This is a genomic window from Neorhizobium sp. CSC1952 (genome assembly GCF_030378245.1).
GTDB lineage: Bacteria > Pseudomonadota > Alphaproteobacteria > Rhizobiales > Rhizobiaceae > Neorhizobium > Neorhizobium oryzae_A.
On the sequence record NZ_CP128416.1, the window covers coordinates 1,601,446 to 1,627,009 of the forward strand.

Sequence of the window (25,564 nt, forward strand, 5' to 3'; positions counted from 1 at the left end):
CGGCGGTTACGACACGCCGTTGAAATCGGCGGCGCGCAGATTGTGCGTGCCGGCAAGGGTGAGCTCGAAATCGGCTCCAGCATCCCCGTCGACATTGCCGCGGACCAGCGTGAGTTCCTCGCCGCCGACGGTCTGATGGCTGACCGCGATCTGGCCCACGGCCGTCAGCGTCCCGGAGGTCAGCGTGAAGTGCTGCACTCCGTTTGCCCCGGCATTCGCATCGATCTGCGAAAAATCGATCTTGTCGCCGGGCTGGAAGCCGTAGATCTTGTCTCCCTGCGCCGCCACTGCCGAGGTGAAGCGGAAGACATCGTCGCCGAGACCACCATCGATGATGTTGGCGACGGCGGAGGCCGTGATCACATCGTGGCCGGACCCGCCCACGAAGTTTTCGAAGCCGTAAGAGATATCCGTTCCGACCCCTCCACCCGAGACGCTGCCGCGCTGCATGTAGCCGCTGCCGAGATCGGCCGTCAGTCCGCTCGCGGCCGCGGCGTAGTTCAGCGTGTCGCTTCCCTCTCCGCCCCAATAGGAATCCGACGCTCCATCGCCGGTTGCCAGGACCGTGTCGTCGCCGGCACCGCCCCAGACCTGATCGTCGCCGTCGCCGCCTTCGATGATGTCGTTGCCGTCTCCGCCGTGGATCCGGTCGCTTCCGGCATCGCCGAAGAGCATGTCGTTGCCCGCGTGACCGTAGATTTCGTCATTGCCGGCACCGCCAGAAGCGACATCGGCGCCGCCGCCTCCGGTCAGAAGATCATCGCCGTCCTCGCCGCGCAGGATGTCGTCGCCATCCTCGCCGGCCAGCAGGTCGGCACCTGCTCCCGCCAGGATGGTGTCTCCGGCTGCGGCGCCGAGCAGCACGTCGGCACCTGCGGTGCCCAGGAGGGTCCGCGCCGCAACAGGCGAGGGCTGACCATTGCCGTCATCCTTCTGCCCGCCGCAACCGTCATCCTCGACGCCGTCATCGCCGCCATCGGGATGATCGTCATCGTCGTCCTCTTCCTCATGGTCGATTTCCTCGAAGGTTGGCATGCCGTCGCTTACGAAGGTTATCGTATGCGTGCCGTTGGTCATCGTCTTGACGCCGTTGGCTTCGCTGACCGTGTATTCCTCCGCCGTCGTGCCGGCCGGGAGTTCGATCACGTCCTGCGGACGAAGCGTGCCGACGATCGTGTCGTTGCCGCCATTGGAGCGGAAGACAATCCGGTGCGCGGAAGTCAGCGCCGAGATATCGACAGTGTCGTCGCCCGCGTCGCCGTCGATCGTAACGGTATTCAGGCGTAGATGCGTGCCTGAAAAGTCTCCGATGAGCTCGAAGCTGTCATTGCCGGCGGTGCCATTGCCGGCGGGATCGGCGCCGTTGATGCGGATCTCCTCGATCTCGGTCAGCTCGGCGACGATCGATGCATTGTTCACGCCGTTGCGGGTGATTACGATCTCGGTCGCCGGATTGAGGCTGGCGATGTTGTTGCCGGGGATCTCGTCCCAGGCCTGCCGCGTGTAGATGCGGTAAACCTCGGCCGTCGCATTGCCGTTGATGACGAAAGTATCGCCCGCTGTCGTCTCCGTGCCGCCGTTGACGATGTCGCGACCGTCGGTTGTTGCGCCGGCATTGGCGTTCCAGACGATCGTGTCGTCACCCGCACCACCGGCGATCGTGTCATTGCCGGTGCCGCCGGTGATCGTATCGTTGCCGGCATTGCCGTTGACCGTATCGTTGCCGCCAAGGGCGTCGATCGTGTCATTGCCGTTCCCGCCGTTCAGCGTGTTGTTGCCGTTGGTCGCGCCGCCGATTGGGGCCGACGTGGTCGCCAGAATGAAATCGCTTGCCGTGATGTCCAACCCGTCCACTTCTTCGACGAAGATGGTACCGATGACGGCGTTGCTCGCGTCGCGAACGGTGATGCGGGTATCGTCGGTTCCGGCATCCTGGACATCCTGGATCGTCACGCGGCTGGCGAAGTTTGCGGCCGTGATACCGAGCGCACTGAGATCGATACGATCCTGCGTCGTGGCCGTCCCGCCCGAGGCATCGAAGTTGTTGATCGTATCGTTGCCGAAGCCTGCGGCATTGTAGACGATGACATCGTTGCCGCTGCCGACATCGATCGTGTCATTGCCCGCGCCGCCAATGATCGTATCGGTGTCGTTGCCGTCTCCGCCGCTCAGCGTATCGTCGCCCGTGCCGCCGTCGATGAGATCGCTGCCGTCGCCGCCGTTGACCGCATCGTTGCCGCCGCCGCCGAAGAGCTGGTTGGCGCCCGAATTGCCGGTGATGGTGTTGGAGAGTGCGTTGCCCGTACCGTTGACGGCCGCGTTGCCGGTGAGCGTCAGGTTTTCCAGTTCGTTGCCGAGCGTATAGCTCGCCGCCGACTGGACCGTGTCGATGCCGCCGTTCGCCGCTTCGACGATGACGTCGCCCGCGGTGACGACATAGGTGTCGTTGCCGGCGAGACCGGTCAGCGTATCGACACCTGCTCCGCCTTCGATCCGGTTGCTCAGCGCATTGCCCGTGCCGGTAAAGGTGGCCGCGCCGGTATAGGTGAGGTTTTCGACGTTTGCGGCCAGCGTGTATGCGCCGAGCGTCGTTTCAACTTCATCGGTGCCGCCACCCACGGCTTCGACCACGACATCGCCGGCGTCATCGACCGAATAGGTGTCGTTGTCGGCTCCGCCGACCATGGTATCCGCACCCGTGCCGCCGATCAGCTCGTCGTTCCCCGTGCCGCCGACCAGCAGGTCGTCGCCCGCTTCGCCGTCGAGATCGTCGTTGCCGCCATGACCGAACAGCAGGTCGTTGCCGGTATTGCCGAGAAGGTCGTCACCGGCGGTCGTGCCGGCAAGCACCGTGTTGACGCCGGCCTGGGCGCTCCGTGTTCCGACATCGTCGGTGCTGAGCGCATAGTCGCCGTCGAAAGCATAGCCTTCATATGTGCCGCCGCCGAAGTTGATGAGTTCGACAGCCTCGCCGGCAGCATCGAAGTGATCGGTGACGGTGATCTGCTGCCCGTTGAACTGGATGACAAGATCGTCGTTTCCGGCTCCCGCCACCGTTTCGGAGAAAGCGAGGCCAGTCAGCGTCCCGCCGGCGATCGTGATCCGGTCGATGCCGCCCGTCTCGCTGATCGCGTCGGAACCGTCGGCAAGCCCGAAGGCATAGGTATCGTCGCCGATGCCTCCGTTCAGCGTGTCGTTGCCGGCACCGCCCATCAGGATGTCGTTTCCGGCATTGCCGTTGAGCGTATCATTGCCGCCCAGCCCGAGGATCAAGTCGTCGCCCACCGTACCGTTCAGCGCCGTCGCACCCGCGTCGTTGCCTGGCGTGCCGGTGATCACGTTCAGCGAGCTGCCATTGAACTGCAGCCGTTCGATGTTGCGCAGCTTGTCTATGCCGTCGGATACCAGGTTGGCGCCGTCGGGCACGTTCGCCGTATCGAAGCCGGTATGGGATACCAACAGCCCCCCATCCGCGTCGAGCGAGAAGCTGTAGTTGTTGCGGACGTCCCAATAGGCGGCGGTATCGATGTCCCCCGCCACCTCGCCGTCGAGAATTTCGCGAACGATGTTGAGCTGCACCGGATCTATCGCTCCGGACAGCATCAGGGACTGCAGCGTGCGCCCGTTCCACTGGGCGTAATAAGGATGGTTCTGCGGCAGGACGATAACGGCCGCCATGCTGTCGACGGTCGCAAGCTGGGTGCCGTTGGTGTCGCGGATGCTGATGCGGACGTTGAGCCAGGCGTCGCCATCGATGAGGTCGTCGCCGCCACGGCCACGGATCGTGTCGTCACCGCCGCCGCCGATCAGGATGTTGCCGCCGTCGAAGGCGATGACCTTTTCCAGATCGACACCCGGGCCGGTCGGCGCGGCCGGCGCCCAGCTTCCCAGGAGCTGCCGCAATCCGGCGATGCGGTCGACGCCGGCCTGGCTCAGTTCATGGCCGACCATCGTGTTTTCCGCTCCCGCCAGTCCGGGATTGCCTTCGATCTCACCTTCCGCGCTCGTGTCGCCACGATTATCGCCGCTGAGATGGTCGTCCTTTTCCCAGCCCGACAATGCCTCGACGGCATCGAAGCGGTCGCGCAGGATATCCTGCTCGTCGGTGGTGAAGATCGGGACGGTGAGGTCGGAATCCGCCGCCTGGCTGTTGCCCTTGTGGATCGACCAGTCGTAGCCCAGCATGCCTTCGTTGCGCATGACGCTTTCGCCCTGGACCATGATGTCGTCGCCGGATTCGGCATCGAAATCGTGCTCGTTCTGGCCGGCGAACATCACGTCGTGGCCGATGATCGTGGAGTTGAAGAAAAGCTCCGAATTGTCGCCCGCGGTGGTGTCGAAGCCGTTGCCGCCTTCGATCCAGTCGTCGCCTTCGTTGCCGAGAAGGAAGTCGCCGCCGTCGCCGCCGAGGATGAAGTCGTTGCCCTCACCGCCGAATATCTCCTTGCCGTCAGGGCCGGCGATCAGGAAATCCTGACCCTGGTTGCCGAAGATCAGGGCAAGGCCGGAACCGCCGTGGATGACGTCGTTGCCTTCCTCTCCGTGCAGCATGTCGACTTCGCCGATGTCGGTGCCGTTGTTGGTGATGATGTCGTTGCCGGTGCCGCCGTGGATCTTGTCGACGCCGTAGCCGGCCTCGATGCGGTCGTTGCCGCCGCGTCCCCAGACGGAGTCGTCACCGCCGCCGGAGACGATCTCGTCGGCACTCTCGGTTCCCTGGATCAGGACGTGGTCATTGGTATTGACGCGGATATAACTTGCGACCGCCGTCGGATCGGCGACGGGGTTGATGAGATTGCCACTCGCATCGCGGCGCTCCACCATCGGCGAGATAGCTTGGAGGAATGGGTCCTCCTGCTGCGGATCAACGTAGCCGAAGGCGTTCTGCTTGGCGTGATCCATGTAGAGCACATGATCCGGCACCGAGAAGATGTCGCCGGGAACGGCATAGCCGCTCTCGCCGAGATCGGTGTTGCTGAGCACCATCTTGGCGAAGGAGTTGTTTTCGAGCTCGTTGAGCAGGTTGAGCCCCTGAACGCGCGAAAGATAATAGAACCGGTCGCCGTTCTGGAGGTTTTCAAGCTGCAGTTCGAAGATGAAGGAGAAGGTGGAGCCGAGCATGCCGCCGAAGGCCATCTTCTTTTCGGCAAGACCGCCAACCCACAGATCGACGAGATCGAGGCCGCCGAGGTTGCCCGCATAGGCGTTGCGGCCGTTCAGGAAGTCCTGGCGATCGGCCTCGTTGAGCGACGCGTCGCCGAAGACCAGCTTCATCGCCGCATCGCGCTTGGCGTCGACGGTGGTGGCGCCGGTGATCGTGGCATGCGTGCCATAGGCGGCGATGAAGTTCACGATCGACGCCGGGTTCTTCATATTGAGCGCGAAATCCACCCAGCTCTTGTAGGGGTCGAGCTGCGTATCGCCATTGGCCGCTTCCTTGAACAGCGCACGCGCCTCGTTGAGCGAAGGGATGCCGGTATCGCGGCCGCGGGCGATGTTGATCGCCGCCAGGTCGAGCGGAATGCCGACAAGCTGGTTGCGCAGAACGTGGGTGACGAATTCGTCGATCTCATTCCCGACCTGGTTGGTCATGCCGCGCACGATCGCGCCGGCAGCGGCGTCGTGATCGATCGTATCGGAACCGAAGGCAAGCGGGTTGAGGAACGCGTCGAAGAGGTCGAGGCTCGCGTCGCTGCCGTCGCTATTGGTCGCGGCGACCTGCTCACGCAGCATCGAGTGCCCGAAGCGATAGACCACATGAGCGAATTCCGCGAAGATCGCCGGGTTGATGTCGGTGCTGGGATTGAAGACGAAGGCATCGACATCCGGCTGCACCTTGCGGGCGAACTCCTCGAAGACCAGATGCTGGTACTGCATTTCCGTCGTGAAGCGCGCCGCCTGGAAGAGACGCTCGCCATCCCATTGAAGGGCGGCGATAGCGGCGGGATCGGTCGGGATCGCCGTCACGTCGACGCGCAGCCACTCGTTGAGGAAGGCGAGATCGCCGGAGGCCAGCGCCTTGTCCTTCACCTGCTGGACCATGTGGTTGTGTTCGGAATGGAAGACGTGGTGGACGGCCGAAAGGCCAATGTTCTCGTTGCCGCGTCCGTCGCCGGTGATGTAGTGCGCGTCGAGAAGCTCGTCGTCGTAGACGAGCGGTCCGGCGGCAAGGCCCACCTGATCGTCGGCATCGGCAGTCAGCACCTGGCCGCGATCATTGACCGTCTTGGCGGCATGCGCGATATCGTCGAGGAAGGCGTGGCCGGTCCGGAACGCCTCCGCGGGAATGGCGACGCCGAGGCCTCCATTGGCGGCCGGGTTGCCTTCCAGCAGGACGTCGTCGGCCGTGCCGAATTCCCCGTCCGCACCGAGGCCGATGACGAGCTGCGGAAAGCCGTTGGATCCGCGGATAAACTCGCCATAGGCATCGACGGCGAAGAGCGGGATATTGCCGACATCCGCGTCGGTAAGCTGGAAGCCAAGCTTGGTGGCCGCCTGTTCCTTCACGTCGCCCCAGGTGGCGAGGCCGCGATCGCCTTCCAGAAGCTTGCCCGTCGCGAGCGGCTTGCCATCGACCATCGCATATTCGCGCAGGAACATCTGATGCGAGGCATGCGAGGTGTAGGTCTGGTTCTGGTCGACCCAGGGCGTCGTCAGGTTTTCGGCATCCGGGGTCGTTCGCGTCAGCACCATGAAGTTGGTACGCGGGCTGTCGGGATTGTAGAGCGGGTCATCCGGCTGCAGCGGGATGAAGACGGTACCGCCCTGCTTGGCCACGAGATCGAGGCCGTGGTCGAAGAACTGTCCGAAAAGCGTGAACCAGGAGTTATAGGGCGCGGAAAGCCCTTCGTCGGGCGCGACGTTGGGAATGACGACGGTATTCCCCTCCATCTCGATGCCGTGTGTCTCGAGCAGGGTGTCGAGCGCCGTCTGGGCGGCCACCACGGCCGCGGATGCATCAGAGTTCGCGGCCTGGGCATCAGCCAGAGCCTGTTGCGCACTCGCCAGTGCCTGCGCGGCGCTCGCGGCTTGCTGAGCCGCAGCAGCGGCCGCGGCTGCGGAGGCCGCGGCTGCGACGCCGAGGGGCTCGGCGGTCGCTTCGGCCTGATCGAGTACCGCCTGAGCCTGGGTCAAGGCGACGACAGCCGCAGCCTCTGCTTCCGGCTGCGGTATTCCATCCGTCAACAAAGCGATGAGGGCGGCAGTCGCCGCCGAGACACCGGCCCCGGCGGTTGCGACGTCGGCCTGCGCGGCGTCATAGAGTGCCTGGTCCGCCGCTGCCTGGGCCGCCGCGGCATTCGCCTGGGATTGAGCCTGGTCGGCCTGGCTCTGGGAAGCCGTCACCGCGGCCTGAAGCGCGGGAATGTTTCCTCCCGCCGTACCGGAATTCTCGATCGCCGTGTCGAGGGCGGATTTAGCCTGGACGATAGCGTTGAGCGCGGTATTGAGCACGGCCCCGGAATAGCCCGAATAAAGTAGCGCCGAATAGATCGCGGCGGGATTGCCGAGCGTCTGGTCGACGATCAGATTGGATATGATGCGCGGATCGGCATCGACGACGTTTCCCGGCGTACCATAGTCGTTGTTCTGGTCTACAAGCGGCCCGCTCGCGTCGGGAATGGTCGCGTCGGGCCCGACATAACCCGGAAACGGCATCGCGTCGTCATCCTCGTCGCGATAGACCGGATGGGTGACGTAGGGAAACGGATTGTCCGCAGCACCCCACTCCTCGCGCCCCTCGATCAAGTTGTTGAAGCTGCCGTTGACGGTCCTCAGGCCATAGGGGGCCAACGGATGGCTGATCGCCTGAACGGCTCCTGCCGTGCCGGCGGGCACGACATTGCCTGCCTCGTCCACGTAGATTTCCGTCAGCGCGGTGCCGGCCGAATGGGCCTCGGCAATCTTGATCTGCTTCAGAATGAACGTCAGGTCGTGCGTGTTGATCTGTACCATTTTCCCCTCCTGGGCGCCGGCTGCGCGGCAGTGCCCGTGCGTTGTCAAAGCGTCGCCTCGGCCAGAAGAGCTCGAAGCTCCGCTGACAGCCAATTTCCCTTCGATCTGGACGGTTTCCCTCTCCAGCAGCTTTACGCCGTGATGCCATCCTCACCCAAAGCCGGCGACGCGTGAACGGCAGATGGTCGGACGAAGTTTTCGATTTTCGTCGCAGTCTGGCGCCGGCCGACCGGCCGGGATGGCGATGGCCGGCGGACAGGCAGCCAACTGGCCTAGAGGACAGGAACTTCTCAGCCCTTCGGCCAGGGCCGGAGGGACTTTCATTTTCTCTAATATATTGTCATCATTGACCTATGGCGGCGGGGAGAGGAGCCTTGCTCGAAATGTCTGATACCGAGACTGATGCCATGCCTGCAGCCGCGGGGCCGAGGAACATATCGCTCCCGCTCGACTGGTTCCGGGCGCAGACGCTTTCGATGCAATTCCTCGCCGGAAGCGGCATGCTCATCCTTTTCACGACCCTGGTCGCCGGCTATCTCATATCCGAGATCACGTCCGGCAGCGCCGTACGCAACAAGGCGGGTGCGGCGGCCGTCCTCGTCCAGAGCATGACCGAGCCGATCGTGCAGGCGCTCGCCATACAAAACACGCTTCCCTCAGAGGCCATCGAGCAGCTGGACGCGCTTCTTGCCGACCCCTCGTTCCGGCAGCGTTTCCCGCATCTGGAAGTGTGGCGGCCGGAGGGAAAGGTCGCCTATTCGCTGTCGAAGGAGCTGATAAACCGGGAATTCCCTCCACCGCCCGGACTCATGCAGGCCCTTTCCGGCGACGTGGCCGTCTACCGCGCCGACCTGACGGCGCCGGAACATACGACGCGCAACTTTCGCATCCCCTATCTGGAAATCTACAGCCCGCTCAGGGAGCATACGTCCGGCCGGATCATAGCCGTCGCGGAGATCCACGAGGCGGTGCTGGCGGACGAGGCCGCCAGGCTGCGATGGATGAGCTGGGCTGCGGTGGCCCTCGTCTCCGCCTTCTTGATGACAGGCCTTTTCGGCATCGTCCAGCGCGGCAGCAGGACGATCGAGCTGCAGAAACGCCACCTCATACAGCGCGCGGAGGAAGCCGAGGCCACGTCAGCCGAACTCCTGGAGCTGCGAAACCGCGCACGGCTCGCCTCGCTGGAGCTCGCCGACCTCAATGAAAAATTCATCCGAAGCATCGGAGCGGACCTGCATGACGGCCCTTCGCAGCTGCTGGGCTTCGCCATCCTTCAGATCGAGCAGGTTCGCACCGTCAAGACTGCCGCACGACGCAGGATTACGCTTGCCGCCCTGAAGGACGCGCTCGACAGCGCGCTTTCCGAAATACGCATCATCGCCAAGGCGCTTGTGCTTCCGGAAATCGAACATCTGGGCGCCGAGGCGATCATCGCCCGTGCCATCAAACTGCACGAGGCGCGCACCGATTCCCAGGTGGCGTTCGAACCGGGCGGCGCCGATATCGATCTGCCGCCGGCGATAAAGACCTGTCTCTACCGCTTCGTACAAGAGGGTCTCAACAACGCCTACCGCCATGCAGGCGGCCACGGTCAGCGGGTCCAGTGCCGTATCGATGCGCGGATCATGGAAGTGTCCGTGCACGACAGCGGCAGGCCGGCCGGAACCGGATCGGATATCGGCAATAATACCGGAATGGGAATTTACGGATTGCGGCAACGGATCGAAAGTCTCGGAGGAAGGCTCTCGTTCGAGCGCCAGCCGGGTCGAGGTGCCCGATTGAAGATGGTTTTCGAACTTGGAGAAGGAGCCTGTCTTGGACAAACCGGCGTCGCTCATCATCATTGACGATCATGCGCTTTTCAGGATGGGCGTGGCGCAGACGCTCGCCCACAACGGGGAAATCAAAGTCGTGGGCGAGGGATCGTCGAAAACCGAGGCTATCGCCCTCGCCGAAGCCTTTTCGCCCTCCATCGCGCTGCTCGACATATCGATGCCCGGCGGCGGCATTGACGCGGCCCGCGAGATTCATAGCCGCTGGCCCGCCGTCAAGATCGTCATGCTGACCGTTTCCGAGGACGAGGACGACGTGCTGCAGGCCTTGGAAACGGGCGCCACCGGCTACATACTGAAGGGGATCGGCGCACCGGATCTCGTCGCCGTGCTGACGGCAATCGGCCGAGGCGAGACCTATCTCGACCCCAAAGTCGGCGCACTCCTCTTCAATGCGATCAAGGCGCAATCCCATCAGCGCGACACGTCACATCTGCTTCAGACGCTGTCGCCAAGGGAGCGGGAGATATTCCGTCTCCTCGGGCGCGGATCAAGCAACCCGGAAATAGCCGCCGAAATGGGCATACAGGTAAGGACGGTGAAGTTCCACGTCTCACGGATCCTCGTGAAGATGAAGGTGAAAAACCGCATCGAAGCAGCGCTGGCCGCGCAGCATCATCGCCTCGCTCAGCGCCGTGGCGCGGATGCTTCCGCCCAGCGCTAGATGTTCGACGGTCCGGAGCGAGCCGCGTGTAAGTGTGGCGGCCGTCAGTTGAATCGCGCCTCGGCAAGGGCCAATTCCGCAGAATTGTCCAGCTTCTGGGCCGCAAGCACGACTTCGAGCCGGTTGCGCGCGTCAAGCTTCTGCATCAGCACCGTCATGTAGTGCTTGACGGTTTTCTCGCTGATATCGAGCATCTGGGCGATTTCCCGGTTCGTCTTGCCCATCATCAGATAGCGGACGATCTGCTCTTCGCGCACGCTCAACCGTTTCTCCACCCGCATCCGCCGGTGCAGTTCGGACGCCTTCATCGACAGGATGATTTTTGTGGCAAAGCCCGGGGTTATGAAGGTGTTGCCGCCATGAACGATCCTGATCGCTTCGTGCAGATCCCTCGCCGTGCTGCCTTTCAGCACATAGCCGCAGACGCCGAGGTGGAGGACGCGGATCGCCATCTCGATATTGGCGGTTTCCGTAAAGGCGATGATTTTCGTCGGATAACAGTTGCGCACGATCTTCTCGATCGTCGCCAGGATGTCACCGGGGATGTTGAGATCGAGAACAAGGACATCGGGACGATTTTCCTCGGCGATCCTCAAGGCATCTATCGCATTCTCGCCCTGCGCCGAGACAAGGAGATCGTCCTTGCCGGAATAGAGACTGACGAGCCCCGCGAGTAAGATCGGATGATCGTCGACAAACGCAACCGATATCGGCATGTCTAATTCCCCTCCCCATGTTTTTACTGAATATATTACATGATTATGCGGCAAGAACTCCTTTCATCGGGCAGCGGCTAGTACTTAAGGCGTATCGTAATTTTGAAGAATTCTGCGAAATAAGTATTTCATATCGGCATAAAAACCTTCCGCATTCCCGCAGGGTTTGCCCGCCAGAATGTTCCACCGTGCCGATGCCCGGCGACGAGATCGCGCACCGATGCGGGTTCCACAGACGGCAAAGGGCGCCTTGGACCGGTCATTGAAGAGGTAAGTGCGGGCCAGGGCATCACGACCGGAGCGCGTTCTGAGTTCGGTTCCATGCGGTGGCTCGGATCAAGCCCCGAGTGCCCTATAGCGAGGGGCGGCTCCGCATCAATTGGGTCTGATAGCGCGGCGGCTCGACCCGCTCGAAGCCTGCCTTGCGCTTGTTCCATTCTTCAGTCGGAAGGAAAAGCGTGTCCGGTTCCCTCAAATTGGCCTTCACGGCTTCCAGATTGAGATCGAGACCGAGGCCCGGGAGGTCCGGAACCTTCACGTAACCTTCGTCGAGATAGTTGGGTGCAAGCCCCGTCACCAGATCCTCCCAGAAGGGAACGTCCAGACCGTGATGCTCCACAGCCATCAGGCTGTTGATCGCCGCCCCGCAATGGACGTTCGCCATGAAGCCGATCGGAGAGCAGCAGGAATGCAGCGCGGTCGCGAGACCATAGCGGGCGCCGTAATCGGCGATGCGCTTGGTTTCCAGCATGCCGCCGGACGTCAGGAGATCCGGATGCAGAACGTCGAATGCCTGGGTTTCGATCGCTTCGCGGAAGCCGTCGACGAGATAGAGGTCCTCACCGCCGGCGACCGGGGTCAGCAGGGCGTCGGCTACCTTCCTGTGCCCCTTGATATCGTGCCAGATGACCGGGTCCTCGATCCAGGCGAGGTTGAAAGGCTCCAGCGCCTTGCCGATACGGATCGCCTCGTCGGCGGTGACATAACCTTCGCCGAAATGATCGACGCAGAGCGATATCTCACTGCCGACCTCGGCGCGGACAGCACGCACGATCTCGACGGCCGTTTCGATGCCCTTTTCGGAAATCTTGGCGCCGCGGCCGGAACCAGGCGCGCGGGTGCTTCGTCCGAGATCGTATTCGTATTTTGTGGCGGAACCGACGAGTGCGCCTTCCGTGGTTTCGAAGAGCCGGGGCGGCAGGTCGAACTTGATGAAGGTGAGCCCCATATCGGCCCGTGCCCGGACTGCCTTTGCATAGGCTTCAGGCGTCAGCTTTTCAGGCGCGGGCGTATCGCCATAGATGCGGACCCGGTCGCGATACTTGCCACCGAAGAACTGGTGGCAGGGTACGCCGTAGATCTTGCCGACAAGATCCCATAGCGCGATCTCGATGCCCGAAATGCCGCCTCCCTCGCGGCCGTCGCCGCCATAGAGCCGCAGCGCATTGAAGATCATGTCGACATTGCAGGGGTTTTGCCCGAGGAGGAAATGCTTGAGCCGGAGCGCACTCTCCGGGTGTCCACCGTCGCGGACTTCGCCGAGACCGTAGACGCCCTGATTGGTGTCGATCCGGATGATCGGATAGTAGCAGATCCCCGTCACCACCGCGATGCGCATGTCGGTGATGCGGATGTCGGACGGACGGGAATGCGCCCGGACGGTGTTTTCCACAGCCTCCAGGGCTGCCGTCGCGTCGATGGGTTTGTTCACTCTCATTCTCCTGGTTTGAAAGCCAGTCTTGGGAACCCGGCTTCTGAAAAAGCGCCGCGGCTTCAGGCCGCGTTCAATCGGGCACCCGACTGGCGGTCGAAGACATGCACGAGTTCCGGCGCGACCGAGGCCTCAAAAGCCTCGCCGGTCAGGACCTGGCGTTCCCCGTCGACGACGGCGACGATATCGCGCCCGCCGAGATCGAACGTCACATGGGTGAGGGCTCCGGTCGGCTCTACGAAGCGCGCCGGCCCCGCAAGCCGGGTGCCGCTGCCATGTGCGGTAAGATGTTCCGGACGGAAGCCGAGCGTCACGGGTCTGCCCTCTTCCAGACGTATGCCATCGACGCGGATAGCCTCTCCGCTCGGCAATTTCGCGAGCGGGCCGCGATCGTCGCCGCCGCCGACCGCATCCACGAAGTTCATGGCCGGCGTGCCGATGAAACCCGCGACGAAAAGATTGGCGGGTTTGCGATAGAGTTCCAGCGGATGCCCCTGCTGCTCGATGCGACCGCCATGCATGACGACGATATGATCGGCGAGCGTCATGGCCTCGATCTGGTCATGGGTAACATAGATCGAGGTCGTCCCCACCTTCTGGTGCAAGGCCTTGATTTCGGAACGCATCTGCACGCGCAGCTTCGCGTCGAGATTGGACAAGGGTTCGTCGAACAGGAAGACTTGGGGCTTGCGCACGACGGCGCGCCCCATTGCGACGCGTTGGCGCTGGCCGCCGGAAAGCTGGGAAGGCCGCCGACCGAGCAGCGGGGTCAGGCCGAGCATGCGAGCCGCCTCATTGACGCGGGCATCGATCTCCGCTTGCGGCTTCTTTGCAAGCTTCAGGTTGAAGCCCATGTTCTCGGCGACCGTCATGTGCGGATAGAGCGCATAGTTCTGAAAGACCATCGCGATATTGCGTTCGCGCGGCGTCAGGTCGTTGACCACCTTGCTGCCGATCGAGATTTCCCCGGCCGTAGTTTCCTCCAGTCCGGCGATCATCCGCAACAGCGTCGACTTTCCGCACCCGGATGGGCCGACCAGCGCGACGAAGGCGCCATCCTCGATCTTCAGATCGAGGCTGTGAATGACGTCCAGCGCTCCGAAGGTCTTCTTGACACCAGTCATCTGAACGGAAGCCATGGCTTTCTCCTGTCTTGATCGGATGTGCCGGGCGGTTGTCCGCCCGGCAGGTTTCATCAGCCGGCGCGGCGCATGGTGCGCTCCCAGCCGGTCGCGACCTCGTCCATCGCATCCTTCGGGGAAGCCTGGCCGAGCAGTGTCTTGGAGAGGCCCGCGCGAAGCTGGGCTTCGACGGCACCCCAATAGGCGTCGCGGGGATTGGCGATCGCAGTCTTGAGCTGGTCGGCCATAACGCCGGTAAAGCCGTAAGTGTTGACGACCTCGGGATCCGTGAGGACGGAGAGGCGCGCCGAGGCATTGCCCTTTTCCATCGAACGTTTCGCCCATTCACGACTGGTGATGAACTGCACGAATTCGAAGGCCCAGCCGGTGTTGGCGCCTTTGGACGGAACCGCAAAGCTCCAGCCGCCAAGTGAGGAGCGGCTGTCGGCGGCGCTTTCACGGCCCGGCACCATCGCCCATTTCCACTTGCCCTTGGTCTTGGACTTGTCGGAACGATTGATGGGGGTTGCGGAAGCATTGAGCGTGATCGCCATGGCATAGCGGTCGTTCTGGCCATTGGCGATGATTTCGTCCCATTCCCAGGTCAGGGCGTCCTGCGGCACGACATTGTATTTGTTGAGCAGGCTTGCATAGAATTCCAGACCTGCGAGCGACTTTTCGTTGTTGATCCAGATGTCCTTGGTCTTGCTGTCGTAGAAACCGCCACCCGCCGACAGGAGATAGGGGCCGAAGTGATCGACGATCGCGCCGCCCTGGCGGGCGCAATAGCCGACGCCGAAGCGGTTCGGCTTGCCGGCCTCGGTGAGCTTCTGCGCTGCGTCGAGATATTCGGCGAAGGTCGTCGGCGGCGCCTTTATGCCGACCGCTTCCAAAAGAGCCGGCTGATAGTGCAGGATATAGGTGGTGCTGCGGTACGGGACACCGCGCAGGACGCCATCGATGCTGGCGAGATCGAGCGAGGCTTGCGAGAACTCGTTCATGCCGAAATCGGCCGCGTATTTGCCGCCGGCCTTCTTCAGCAACTCGTTGACGTCCTCCATGTAGGGATGCATCCAGCCGATCATCGACGCGCCCATCTGCATCACGTCGAAGCTCGTCGTGCTGCCGCTCGTCAGTTCCGCGCGGGCGCGGGTGATCAGCGGTTCGTTCGGCAACTGGATATATTCGACCTCGATGCCGGTTTCCTTGGTGAAAGCCGGAATGGCATCTTCGATGATCGTGCCCTTCCACGGCGCGCTGTCGCCGAGGACGGTCAGCTTGGCCGGTTTGCTCTGGGCAAGCGCCGGGGTGAAGAGCGTCGAGCTCATCAGGCCGGCGCCGGCGATCGTCGCGGCTGAACCGATCATCATATTGCGGCGGCTGATCGATGGTCCGCCCGGAATTCCCTTGTTCTTCTCCATTCCCATTTCCTCCTCCGTTGATGCATTCGCGTTCACTTCACCGTTCCCGACGACAGCCCCTGCACCAGGTGCTTCTGGACGATCAGCGAGAAGATGATGACGGGGATGACGACGAGCACGCCCGAAGCGGTGATCGCTCCCCAGTTGGTGCCGGTCTCCCCGCCGGCATAGCTTGCGAGCAGCACCGGCGAGGTGCGCGTCGCATTGTTCGTGAGGATCGCCGCGAAGATGAAGTCGTTCCAGGCAAGCAGCAGCGACAGGATCGCGGCGGTCACGATGCCCGGCCGGGCAAGCGGCAGCACGATCTTTCGGAAGGCGAGCATGCGCGAGGCGCCGTCGATATAGGCGGCTTCCTCCAGCTCCTTCGGCAGGTTGGCGAAATAGTCCTTCATCACCCAAACGATCAGCGGCAAGCTGAAGGTCGTGTAAGCGATGATGACCGAAAGGCGGGTGTTCGACAGGCCGACCGCCTTGAAGAGCACGAAGAGCGGCAGAAGGATCGCGACCGGCGGCAGCATGCGCATGATCAGCAGAGTGATCATCGCAACGCCCTGCCCGGGAAAGCGGAAGCGCGCGAACGTGTAGGATGCCGGGATGCCGATGAGCAGGGAGAGCGTTACCGAGGCCGTCGTGACGACCAGCGAATTGCCGAAGGACGCCAGGAAATCCGATTGCGTCAGCACCTGCGCATAGTTCTCGAAGGTCGGTATCCAGAAGAAGACCGGCGGGTTTGTGAAGATCTGCTCGCGGGTCTTGAGCGAGATGCCGACGATCCACAGAAGCGGGAAGACGAAAACCAGGAAAAGGCTGATCAGTCCCGCATAGGTCAGAACGTAACGGATGAACTTGCGGCGCCTGCCGCGGGCAAAACCGGACATCACTGTATCTCCTTCCGCTTGGTGGCGAGGATGAAAAACACGCAGAAGATCAGTACGATGAAGAGCATGACCCAGGACGAGGCGGCCGCGAGCGTCAAGTCAAAGGACAGGAACGACGCCTCGAATGTGTAGACGGAGAGCAGCTTGGTGGCGTTCGCCGGGCCTCCACCCGTCATCACCCAGATGTTCTCGAACGAGCGGAATTCGAAAATCGTGCGGAGCAGAACTGCGACGACCACATAGGGCATCAGCAGCGGCAGCGTGACGTGGCGAAAGGTCTGCCAGGAATTCGCGCCGTCGACTGCCGCCGCTTCGACCGGTTCGGCCGGCAGCGATTGCAGCCCGGCAAGGAGCAGGATCGCGACGAACGGCGTGTTCTGCCAGATATTGACGACGCCGACCGCAATGAGCGCGAGATCGGGGTCGCCGAGCCAGACCGTCCTGGTGCCGAGAATGGCGTTGACGAGACCATAGCTCGGATCAAGCAACAGTTTCCAAGTGAGCGCCGCAACGATCGGCGTGATCATCATCGGAATGATGAGCGCAGTACGGAAGATGCGCACGAAAGGCACACGACTGTTCAGGAGGAGCGCAATGCCGAGCCCAAGCAGCAACTCGCTCGTTACCGTCGCGATCGTGTAGCCGATCGTGAGCGCAAGACTCGAGCGGAACAGCGGATCGGTGAAGAGGTCCTGATAGTTGGCGAAACCGACGAACCTGCCGGCAAACAACCCGCTGTCGATCGTCCAGCCCTGGAAGCTCAGAAGCAGTGAAAACGCCAGCGGAATGCCGAAGACGAGAAGACTTGCGACGATCGTGGGTACGATCGTCAGCGGTACGAAGATGCGGTCCTGGAATTTGATCCATGCATTGCGGCGCTCTGACGTGACATCCTCGTCAATAATACCGGCATAGCTGCCCGCCGGCTCGAACTGCTGGGCCACCATTCTCTCTTTCCTCCTCGCGCGGCAGGTCCCTCCAGACCCGGCGCCGCCTTACGTCAACCTAACGGCTCGCTTCCCTACTCAAATCAAAACATAACAAAAAGCAAGTGATAATTTGATTTTTGTTATGTAACTTGCTTTGCATGACAGGAGAATCCTCCAAAACCTCCCTGCCAGAGGTACGAAAGCCAACTTTGAAAGCTGATACGTCCGTCTTCTCACGGCTTGTTAGGTTGTTAGGTAATGTGCGCCGGCGCCCTCACTTGCCAATACTTTTGCCAGCGAGGCGCATGCCAGCATGCCGGGATCGTCAAGACCGACGCTTTTCCCGGCGAAGAATTTGGCCCGTCCCATCCGGCAAGGCCTGTCCCGGAATTCCACCAGAGTCCTATCAAGCGCCTCACAGGCCGTAGCCCCAACGCTTCCCGCATCCGTCCGGCCGGCGATCGCAACCACGACGGCATCGAGAGCATCGAGCACAGTCTTGTCGCCCAGTTTCGCCCCGCCGCGCGCCATCATTCCATCACGCGCTACGGCAATGAGGTCGGAAAGGTCGCTCCATTGGATCTCCCGCCCTTTCGTCTGCTTCGATAGTGAAAGCAGGGCACTGGCGAAAAGCGTACCCAGGCTCGAACCCGTTGCCGACATGCCGGCCCGCGCCAGCCTGCCGAAGGCATCGCTGACAGACGCCGCCGCCTGTGGTTCGGCCGCCGCCATGGCGGCGATGACGCGGGCGAGCATGGAACCGGTATCACCGTCCCCGAGCTTCGCATCTGCAGCGTTGAGTTCCTGCTCAAGACGATCCATGGCATCGGCAGCGCGACGAACGCCCACGGCGATCTGAAAGACGGTCAGTTCCATCAATCGACCCTCCAGAACGCGCATTCGGCCGGCGCACGCAGCAGGGCCTTCAACTCCTCGTCCAGATGGAAGAGGCTGACGGACGCGCCCTGCATTTCCATCGAAGTCACGTAATTGCCGACCAAAGGATGAGCGATCGTGAGCCCGGCCTGATCGAAGCGGCTTCTAATGCGCCGGTAAAGGATGAAAAGCTCCTCCAGAGGCGTCGCACCGAGGCCGTTAACCAGAACCGAGGCTTCGCCACCGGATTGGGCAGGCAGGTCGGCCAGCAGCCGGTCGACCATCTCGTCCGCGATCGCATCGGCAGGCCGGAGCCTGTCGCGCCATATGCCTGGTTCGCCATGGATGCCTATGCCCATTTCGATTTCGTCTTCGGCGAGCTCGAAGCTCGGCTTGGCGGCCGAGGGCAAGCGACAGGGCGCAAGGCCGACGCCGATCGTTCGGGTTGCGGCGACAGCCTTTGCCGCGATGCGCGTCACTTCCTCCAAGTCGGCACCCGCTTCGGCGGCAGCACCGGCAGTCTTATAGGCATAGATCAGTCCGGCAACACCGCGGCGCCTGCCGATCTCGCCCGGTCCGCCGCTGGCAATGTCGTCTGTGCCAAGCACGGTCGTGCAGCGGATGCCCTCATCCTCCAGCACTTCGCCGGCCATGTCGAAATTCATCCGGTCGCCGCCGTAATTGCCGTAAAGCCTAAGCACCCCGCGCCCGCCATCTGCGAGCCGGATCGCATCGATGCAGCTATCGATATTCGGCCCCTCGAAGACGTTGCCGATCGCACAGGTATCGATCAGTCCCCTGCCGACATAGCCGGTAAAGAGCGGCAGATGGCCAAAGCCGCCACCCGAAGCAATGCCGACCTTGCCTTCCGTCATGCCTTCAGCACGACGGACGACCCGGCCGGCAGCCCCGTCGCGAACGAGCGACGGGAAGGCAAGCGTCAAGCCATCGAGCGACTCATCGACGTAACGGGCGGGATCATTGATCAGCTTCTTCATGAAAACAGGTCTTTCAGTCGAGATTGGCATAGAAATTCATGGCATTGTCGTGAAAGAGCATGCGCCGTTCGGCATCGCTCATCGGCATGGCGAGCGCCCGCTGCGGGTCATCGAAATCCCAATGCGGATAGTCGGTCGCGAACATCATGCGATCGAAACCGATGAGTTCGAAAAGCAGACGCAGGTCTTCGCGATGCTCCGGCTCTTCGGCCGGCTGGGTGGTGAACCAGACATTCTGCTTGAGATATTCCGAGGGCGGCCTTTTACAGAGTGGTGTTTCGCTGCGCATCTTCCGCCAGTGATTGTCGAGCCGCCAGGCAAGCGGTGGCACCCAGGCAAATCCGGCCTCGATCATCACCACGCGAACTTTGGGAAAGAGCTCGAACACGCCTTCCAGGATCATACTCGCCACCTGCGCATGGGCGCTGTGGGTGAGCACGTGATGATCCTCGATGTAATAGTCGGGCCAGCCGCTCGGCGACGGGGCATAGGGGGATGGCCCACCGACGTGGAAGCCGATCGGCATGTCGTTGCGTTGCGCAGCTTCGAAGATCGGCCAGTATCGCTTGCGGCCGATCGGTTCGACCGACCGCGAGCCGAGCTGGATCTGGGCGAAATTCCTGTCGCCGGCGCGGCGCTCGATCTCCTCGACGGCAAGTTCCGCATCCTCGGCCCCGATATGGATCGACGCCTTCAGCCGCTTGTCCTTCGAGGTGAACTCGTCCACCTGCCAATCGTTGGTGGCCGTGCAAAGCGCCGCCGAAAGGTCCGTGTTGCGGGCGTTGTTGGCGCCGACGATCGGCTCCAGAATACCGAACCGGATATCATGTGCGTCGAGATGCTGGACCTTCATGAATTCGAGGTCGGATCCCGGCGGATTGCCGTTCGGCGGCCAGGCATCGCGGCGCGCGGTCTCAGGCGTGAAGCGCGGATAGGGGCCACCGCGGCCCGCATAGACGCAGTGCGCCAGGCTTCCGTAGGTATCGAGATGATCCCGCCAGCGCTTTTCGAGATAGGGATGCAGCGCTTGCCTGTGCTTCAGCGACGGGTGGATATCGCAATCGACGAGCTGGAGTTTGGCGGCGGTTTCCGCCGATCGCTCCAGGACTTGATCTGGCACATTCATTGGATCGTCTCTCTCAGCCGCGGATAGGTGGCAAGCGGATTGTCGTTCACCATCTTTTCGATGAGCCGGGCAGGCACGCCATCGGGAAGCACGCTTTCTCCATCGAACTGCCAATGCGGATAGTCGGAGGCGAAGAGCAGCATGTCGTCCGAGCCGATCTGGTTCAGCACCCGTTCGAGAACAGCCGGATCGGAGGGAGCATCGATCGGCTGCGCAGTCAGACGCACGTGCCGGCGGACGATGTCGATCGGCGACTCGTCGACCCACGGCACTTCCGGCCGCACGGCCCGCCAGGTCTTGCGCGCGCGCCACAGAAAGCCCGGCAGCCAGGTCACTCCGCTTTCGATCAGGACGATCCTGAGGTCGGGAAATTTGACGAAGACACCCTGCGCGATGAGGCTCAGAAGCTGGCTTTCGAAAGCATGGTTGTTGCTGACATAGTCCTGCAGGTAGTGGCTCGGCCAGCCGTTCGTGGTCGGCGCATAACGATAGAGGCTGCCCGCATGCAGGCCGATCGGCAGGCTGTGGCGGACCGCCGCCTCGAAGATTGGCCAGTAATGCTGCTTGCCGAGCATCATGTCGAGCGCCACCGGCATCAGTATCTGGACGAAGCGGCGATCGTCGGCGAGCCGTTCGATCTCCTCGACGGCAAGCTGGGGGTTCTGGGTCGGGACGACGATCGAAGCGCGCAGCCGCGGATCGCGGGCCAACCATTCCGCCTTCACCCAGTCGTTGACCGCCGAACAGATCGCGGCTCCCATCGTCTCGCTGATCGAAAACGAACCGCCATAAAGCACGTTGCAGATCGCCAACCGGGAGCCGAAGCCATCGAGGGCGTGCTTCTGCAGGAGGTCGAAATTGCTGCCGGGAATGGCGTCGCCATCGCGCCAATCCGGCCGGCAGGCGATCGGCGCATTCGGCAGGTAGCTCGCCGGCTGGAAATTATCCTGGCCGCGGGCAGTGAAGGATTCGCGCCAATAGTCGCTCATATAGGGCAGCAAAACCTTGATGGTCGGCATGCCAGGATGGATATCGCAATCGATGGCATTCGAAATCGACAAGACGGAACCTCCTCATTCCGGACTTGCGTGGCGGCTAGAGCTCCACGACGATGTACTGGTCCTCGACCGAGATGCCGAAGGTTTCGGCGACATAGGGGCCTGCGACCAGCGCCTCGCCAGGCTCGACGCTGAGATCGTAAGGCCTCGTCCGGAATTTCCGGGGGTCGCACCAGGACTGGCCGGTGCGCAGGTCGAACTCCCAGCTATGCCAGGGGCAACGGACGAACTCGCCCGGCCGCGAATGGCAGAATTTCCCCGGCTTCTCCGAGGTCGTCAGCCCGACCGTCGCACCGGTGGCGAGGCTGCCGCCCTGATGCGGGCAGGTATCGGATATGCCGAACAGCTCGCCGTTGACGTTGAAGACTGCGATTGCCCGGCCCTGCACATGGACGAGCTTCTGCGATCCCGGCGGGATTTCCGCCAGAGCGGCGACGATATGCTTTCCCACGATATTTCATCCCAACGATCGCCGGACTACTCCTCCCCGGCGCCACAACTTCCTCGGCGTTGTTAGGGACGGAAGCTAACATTGAAAAACATTATGCGCAATATTGTTTTGTAATTTAGCGTGCGACTTGACGTTGAGCCTCTCCTGCGGCACAACAAAATCGAACAGGAACGAGCTCGCCTATGGCCTCCAATCGCGTAACAATTCAGGATCTTGCCGACAATCTCGGCCTTTCCAAATTCTCCGTGTCGCGCGCTCTTTCCGGCAAGCCGGGCGTGGGAGAAGCGACGCGAAACCGTGTCATCCGGGCAGCCCATTCGATGGGTTATCGTGTCAACCAGGATGTGAATTACACGATTGGGCACATCCTGTTCATCCGTCAAGAAATCGATCCCGTCAGCAGCGAACTCTGGTTGAACATCATGCACGGCGCGGAGCAGGAAGGCGAAAGGCTCGGGTTTGCGATCCTTCCCCGCCAGGCGCGCCACTTGAACGAAACCACCCAGCTGGAATCCTCCGTGGTAGGGATCATCCTGGCCGTGCCGCGGCCGTCCGAATGGTCCACGCTTGCCGCCCGGACCGGCTTGCCGGTCGTTTGCGCCAGCTATGCCAGCCCGATGGAAAGGATCGACCAAGTGGTCGGCGCGGACTGGGAATCCGGTTACGGCGTCGCCCAGATGCTGCTAGAACTCGGTCACCGCAACATGGCCTTCGTGCACGGCAGTGCAACACCGATGGGCCGCGCCGAACGCTTCCGCGGCTTTCGCGACGGCGCCTCGACGGCTGACGACACCCATGTGGACGATATCGTCTTTGACGAATCGGAAGGCTTCCGCAGCGCCTTTTTCCGCTATCTACGCTCCGGGAAGGAGCCAACGGCTCTCTTTTGTGCGCATGACGGCATCGCCATTGCGGTGATATCCGAACTTCTGCGTCTCGGGATTCGCGTCCCGGAAGACATTTCGGTCGTGGGCTTCAACGATTTCGCCTCCGCCATGCATATGTCGCCGCGCCTGACAACGGTTCGGACGCCTCAGGTGGAAATGGGCGCCGCCATGGTTCGCTGCATCGCGGAGAGGCTGGCAAGCACAGAAGCGCGAAACCGGCCGCCGGTACGCCTTGCACTGGTTTCCGAGATCATCGAGCGCGAATCCGCCGCAGAGGCCGGCAAGACCGACTGGCTGCCGCGCGTTCTCGCGATCGCAGGCTGACCCGAGCCTATCGCCCGAGCACCCGTTTATCCGATCACCCCAGTCATGTTCGCCTGGTCGTACATCTCTGCGGCTTGACATTTGACGATCGCACTGCAATTCTATTTAGAATTAATAAGGTTCATATTTGAACAGGAACGATTTTGAGGGTGAGTTTGGCGCCTCAAGAGATTCGGAGTTGCAGGGCGACGATGGCCAAAGAGAACGCTACCTAACGATCAGACGCGCTTTGGCGCAATAATATTGCGGTAAATGTTGACTTAAAGCGCAAATGGCGCCTATGCTGATTGCGGGGATGAGGAGGAGGAAGACCTTATCCACAAGGGGATTCATCGAGGCCGGCGCGCTGCGGAGGCTGCGTGCCCGCATGGCAATCGGGAGGAGATCGTAATGCTGCAGAAATATCGTGCATTGTTAGGCGCAACCGGGCTGGCCTTCGCTCTGGCTCAGCCCGCCTTCGGCGCAGAAAAAGCGGAGGTCCTGCACTGGTGGACCACGGAAGCACAGTCGAAGGCCGTGAAGGTTTTCGCCGATGCGTTCAACGCCGCCGGTGGCGAATGGGTCGACAACGCGATCGTCAACGGCGACGTCGCCAAGCCGACCGGCATCAACCGCATCGTCGGCGGCAACCCGCCGACCGTCATGATGATGAATGCCGGCAAGCAATTCGGCGAATTGGCCGACCAGGGCCTGCTCAACAATCTCGATGACGTCGCCACCGCCGACAACTGGAAAAAATCGCTTCCCGCGGACGTGCTGGAAGCAGTGAGTCGCGACGGGCATATCTATGCCGTGCCGGTGAACCTGCAGACGCCGAACTGGCTCTGGTACAACAAGGCGCTCTTCGACAAATTCCAAGTGCAGGAACCGAAGACCTGGGAAGAGTTCTTCGCAGCAGCCGACAAGTTCAAGGCCGGTGGCATCATTGCGCTCGCTTTCGGCGCTCAGCCCTGGCAGCAGCATCAGCTTTTCAACGGCGTGCTGGCCGGTGCCGGCGGGCGCGATCTCTACCTCGCCGTCTTCCGCGACAAGGATCCCGACGCCACCAAGACGCCGGAATTCAAACGCGTCGCCGAGACCTATGCGAAGATCCGCGACTATACGGACCCGGGCACTCCCAACCGCTCGTTCAACGAGGCCGCATCCATGCTGATCACCGGCAAGGCCGCGATGCACATCATGGGCGACTGGGAAAAGGGCGAGTTCACCGCCGCCGGCTGGGTGGCCGGCAAGGATTATGGCTGTGTGCTCGGCCTCGGCCAGCAGAACTTCCTGATGGATTCCAACGTTTTCATCATGCCGAAAGGCAGGTCGGAAAGCGCAGCCAAGGCACAGGCTTTGATGGCGAAGGTCATGCTGGACAGGGACGTGCAGGTGAAGTTCAACAATCTCAAGGGCTCGATGCCCGTCCGCAACGACGTCGACACGTCCGGCCTCGATGCCTGCTCGAAGATCGGCCTTGAAGTGATCAAGGATCCCAGCAAGCAGCTCGCCGGTCCCGACTGGCTGGCCGGCGCCGATATGCTGAATTCGCTCGCCGATGTCGTGGTCGAATATTGGGCGACACCCTCCGAGACTCCGGATCAGTTCGCCGCCAAATATGCGGCGGTGCTTTCCGAATTCCAGGAATGACGACCTCTCAGCCCCCGGGGCGGCAGGCGACTGCCGCTCTTTTTTCGTAGACAATACCCCAGGAAATTTCGATGAAGCAGCGTCCCATCCGCTGGAGCGTTTATGCCGGTCTCACGCCGGCGATCCTGATCGTCGTGTTCGCCTATATCGGCACGATCGTCTGGACGGTCGGCATATCCTTCACCGATTCCCGCATGCTGCCCGTCGCCCGTTTCGCCGGCTTCAACCAATACATCCGCCTCTTCGGCACCGAGCGGTGGCTGACCTCGATCCAGAACATGGTGATCTTCGGCGTGCTGATGATCGGCATTTCGCTGGTCCTCGGTTTCCTGCTTGCCGTCGCGCTCGACCAGCGCATCCGCGCCGAAGGAGCCCTGCGCACCGTCATCCTCTACCCCTATGCCATCAGCTTCATCGTCACCGGCCTCGTGTGGCAATGGATCCTGAACCCGACGCTCGGCATCGAGCAGACCGTACGAGGCTGGGGTTTCGAAAGTTTCCGTTTCGACTGGATCATCCAGAAGGAGACGGCGATCTATTGTGTCGTACTCGCCGGCGTCTGGCACGCGGCGGGCCTCGTCATGGCAATCATGCTGGCCGGCCTTCGCGGGATCGATCCCGATCTATGGAAAGCCTCGCGCATCGATGGCATCAAGCCCTGGCGTTTCTACTGGCACATCGTCGTGCCGATCCTGCGGCCGAGCTTCATCAGCGCGACGGTTCTTCTCTCGCTCGGTGTCGTCAAGCTCTATGACCTGGTTCTGGTGTTGACCGGCGGCGGCCCCGGCTTCTCATCCGACGTTCCGGCCAAATTCGTCATGGATTACCTGTTCCAGCGCCAGAATATCGGCCTTGCGACGGCGGCCGCCACGACCCTGCTGATCACCGTGCTCTGCGTCCTGACCCCTTGGCTCTACGCGGAATATTTCCGCGCCGAGAAGCGCAAGGACTAGGCCGATGACCGCTCCTGAGACCAGGATACACAGC

The 25,564-nt window shown here is 62.1% G+C and carries 17 protein-coding genes; 5 read left to right on the forward strand and 12 right to left on the reverse strand.

The window, feature by feature from the left end:
- Positions 1-6 precede the first annotated feature (6 nt).
- Positions 7-7,953, reverse strand: a complete 7,947-nt coding sequence (locus QTA58_RS08180; protein ID WP_289672388.1) for a peroxidase family protein — start codon at positions 7,951-7,953, stop codon at positions 7-9.
- A 383-nt stretch (positions 7,954-8,336) separates the two neighbouring features.
- Here QTA58_RS08180 and QTA58_RS08185 point away from each other — a divergent pair, with 383 nt between their 5' ends.
- Together QTA58_RS08185 and QTA58_RS08190 are read left to right on the forward strand one after the other, a co-directional pair.
- Complete coding sequence (locus QTA58_RS08185; RefSeq protein WP_289672389.1) at positions 8,337-9,800, forward strand: ATP-binding protein; 1,464 nt, start codon at positions 8,337-8,339, stop codon at positions 9,798-9,800.
- Positions 9,769-10,449 carry a response regulator transcription factor gene (locus QTA58_RS08190; protein WP_289672390.1) on the forward strand — a complete coding sequence of 227 codons (681 nt, stop codon included), beginning with the start codon at positions 9,769-9,771 and terminating at the stop codon, positions 10,447-10,449. Before QTA58_RS08185 ends, QTA58_RS08190 begins: the two co-directional genes overlap by 32 nt.
- A gap of 44 nt (positions 10,450-10,493) precedes the next feature.
- On the opposite strand, the gene QTA58_RS08195 is transcribed toward QTA58_RS08190, so the two are convergent.
- From QTA58_RS08195 to QTA58_RS08245, 11 genes are all read right to left on the reverse strand, one after another.
- On the reverse strand, positions 10,494-11,165 hold the full coding sequence (locus QTA58_RS08195; protein WP_289672391.1) for a response regulator transcription factor: 672 nt from the start codon (positions 11,163-11,165) through the stop codon (positions 10,494-10,496).
- 352 nt (positions 11,166-11,517) lie between these two features.
- Entirely contained in the window at positions 11,518-12,876 is a 1,359-nt protein-coding gene (locus QTA58_RS08200; RefSeq protein ID WP_289672392.1) for a mandelate racemase/muconate lactonizing enzyme family protein, read from the reverse strand.
- A 62-nt stretch (positions 12,877-12,938) separates the two neighbouring features.
- Complete coding sequence (gene ugpC / locus QTA58_RS08205) at positions 12,939-14,015, reverse strand: sn-glycerol-3-phosphate ABC transporter ATP-binding protein UgpC (protein WP_289672393.1); 1,077 nt, start codon at positions 14,013-14,015, stop codon at positions 12,939-12,941.
- A 56-nt stretch (positions 14,016-14,071) separates the two neighbouring features.
- On the reverse strand, positions 14,072-15,418 hold the full coding sequence (locus QTA58_RS08210) for an ABC transporter substrate-binding protein (RefSeq protein WP_289672394.1): 1,347 nt from the start codon (positions 15,416-15,418) through the stop codon (positions 14,072-14,074).
- Between the two features lie 32 nt (positions 15,419-15,450).
- A complete protein-coding gene (locus tag QTA58_RS08215) occupies positions 15,451-16,296 on the reverse strand; it encodes a carbohydrate ABC transporter permease (RefSeq protein WP_289672395.1) in 846 nt (281 codons plus the stop codon).
- The gene (locus tag QTA58_RS08220; protein ID WP_289672396.1) at positions 16,296-17,243 is read right to left on the reverse strand and encodes a sugar ABC transporter permease; all 948 of its coding nucleotides are present in this window, start codon (positions 17,241-17,243) and stop codon (positions 16,296-16,298) included. Before QTA58_RS08220 ends, QTA58_RS08215 begins: the two co-directional genes overlap by 1 nt.
- Before the next feature lie 225 nt (positions 17,244-17,468).
- Positions 17,469-18,101: a dihydroxyacetone kinase subunit L gene (locus QTA58_RS08225; protein ID WP_085421757.1), complete on the reverse strand. Its 633-nt coding sequence runs from the start codon at positions 18,099-18,101 to the stop codon at positions 17,469-17,471.
- Complete coding sequence (locus QTA58_RS08230; RefSeq protein WP_085421756.1) at positions 18,101-19,099, reverse strand: dihydroxyacetone kinase subunit DhaK; 999 nt, start codon at positions 19,097-19,099, stop codon at positions 18,101-18,103. The genes QTA58_RS08225 and QTA58_RS08230 overlap by 1 nt, the downstream gene beginning before the upstream one ends.
- Before the next feature lie 13 nt (positions 19,100-19,112).
- Positions 19,113-20,225, reverse strand: coding sequence for an amidohydrolase family protein (locus QTA58_RS08235; RefSeq protein ID WP_289672397.1), 1,113 nt, complete (start codon positions 20,223-20,225; stop codon positions 19,113-19,115).
- Positions 20,222-21,286, reverse strand: a complete 1,065-nt coding sequence (locus tag QTA58_RS08240) for an amidohydrolase family protein (RefSeq protein WP_289672398.1) — start codon at positions 21,284-21,286, stop codon at positions 20,222-20,224. The genes QTA58_RS08235 and QTA58_RS08240 overlap by 4 nt, the downstream gene beginning before the upstream one ends.
- A gap of 34 nt (positions 21,287-21,320) precedes the next feature.
- On the reverse strand, positions 21,321-21,734 hold the full coding sequence (locus tag QTA58_RS08245; protein ID WP_289672399.1) for a Rieske (2Fe-2S) protein: 414 nt from the start codon (positions 21,732-21,734) through the stop codon (positions 21,321-21,323).
- 182 nt (positions 21,735-21,916) lie between these two features.
- On the opposite strand from QTA58_RS08245, the gene QTA58_RS08250 reads away from it, so the two are divergent.
- The 3 genes from QTA58_RS08250 to QTA58_RS08260 all read left to right on the forward strand — a co-directional run bounded on the left by QTA58_RS08250 (position 21,917) and on the right by QTA58_RS08260 (position 25,530).
- A complete protein-coding gene (locus tag QTA58_RS08250) occupies positions 21,917-22,945 on the forward strand; it encodes a LacI family DNA-binding transcriptional regulator (RefSeq protein WP_289672400.1) in 1,029 nt (342 codons plus the stop codon).
- Positions 22,946-23,335: 390 nt separating this feature from the next.
- A complete protein-coding gene (locus QTA58_RS08255) occupies positions 23,336-24,577 on the forward strand; it encodes an ABC transporter substrate-binding protein (protein WP_289672401.1) in 1,242 nt (413 codons plus the stop codon).
- 71 nt (positions 24,578-24,648) lie between these two features.
- On the forward strand, positions 24,649-25,530 hold the full coding sequence (locus QTA58_RS08260; protein WP_289672402.1) for a sugar ABC transporter permease: 882 nt from the start codon (positions 24,649-24,651) through the stop codon (positions 25,528-25,530).
- Positions 25,531-25,564: the final 34 nt, after the last annotated feature.

Bases quoted from the DNA above. Each gene is read 5' to 3' on its own strand.
- QTA58_RS08260 (WP_289672402.1), top strand. From the start codon at position 24,649: ATGAAGCAGCGTCCCATCCGCTGGAGCGTTTATGCCGGTCTCACGCCG.
- QTA58_RS08235 (WP_289672397.1), bottom strand. From the start codon at position 20,225: ATGAATGTGCCAGATCAAGTCCTGGAGCGATCGGCGGAAACCGCCGCC.
- QTA58_RS08255 (WP_289672401.1), top strand. From the start codon at position 23,336: ATGCTGCAGAAATATCGTGCATTGTTAGGCGCAACCGGGCTGGCCTTC.
- QTA58_RS08215 (WP_289672395.1), bottom strand. From the start codon at position 16,296: ATGTCCGGTTTTGCCCGCGGCAGGCGCCGCAAGTTCATCCGTTACGTT.
- QTA58_RS08210 (WP_289672394.1), bottom strand. From the start codon at position 15,418: ATGGAGAAGAACAAGGGAATTCCGGGCGGACCATCGATCAGCCGCCGC.
- ugpC (WP_289672393.1), bottom strand. From the start codon at position 14,015: ATGGCTTCCGTTCAGATGACTGGTGTCAAGAAGACCTTCGGAGCGCTG.
- QTA58_RS08180 (WP_289672388.1), bottom strand. From the start codon at position 7,953: ATGGTACAGATCAACACGCACGACCTGACGTTCATTCTGAAGCAGATC.
- QTA58_RS08185 (WP_289672389.1), top strand. From the start codon at position 8,337: ATGTCTGATACCGAGACTGATGCCATGCCTGCAGCCGCGGGGCCGAGG.
- QTA58_RS08230 (WP_085421756.1), bottom strand. From the start codon at position 19,099: ATGAAGAAGCTGATCAATGATCCCGCCCGTTACGTCGATGAGTCGCTC.
- QTA58_RS08195 (WP_289672391.1), bottom strand. From the start codon at position 11,165: ATGCCGATATCGGTTGCGTTTGTCGACGATCATCCGATCTTACTCGCG.
- QTA58_RS08220 (WP_289672396.1), bottom strand. From the start codon at position 17,243: ATGGTGGCCCAGCAGTTCGAGCCGGCGGGCAGCTATGCCGGTATTATT.
- QTA58_RS08225 (WP_085421757.1), bottom strand. From the start codon at position 18,101: ATGGAACTGACCGTCTTTCAGATCGCCGTGGGCGTTCGTCGCGCTGCC.
- QTA58_RS08250 (WP_289672400.1), top strand. From the start codon at position 21,917: ATGGCCTCCAATCGCGTAACAATTCAGGATCTTGCCGACAATCTCGGC.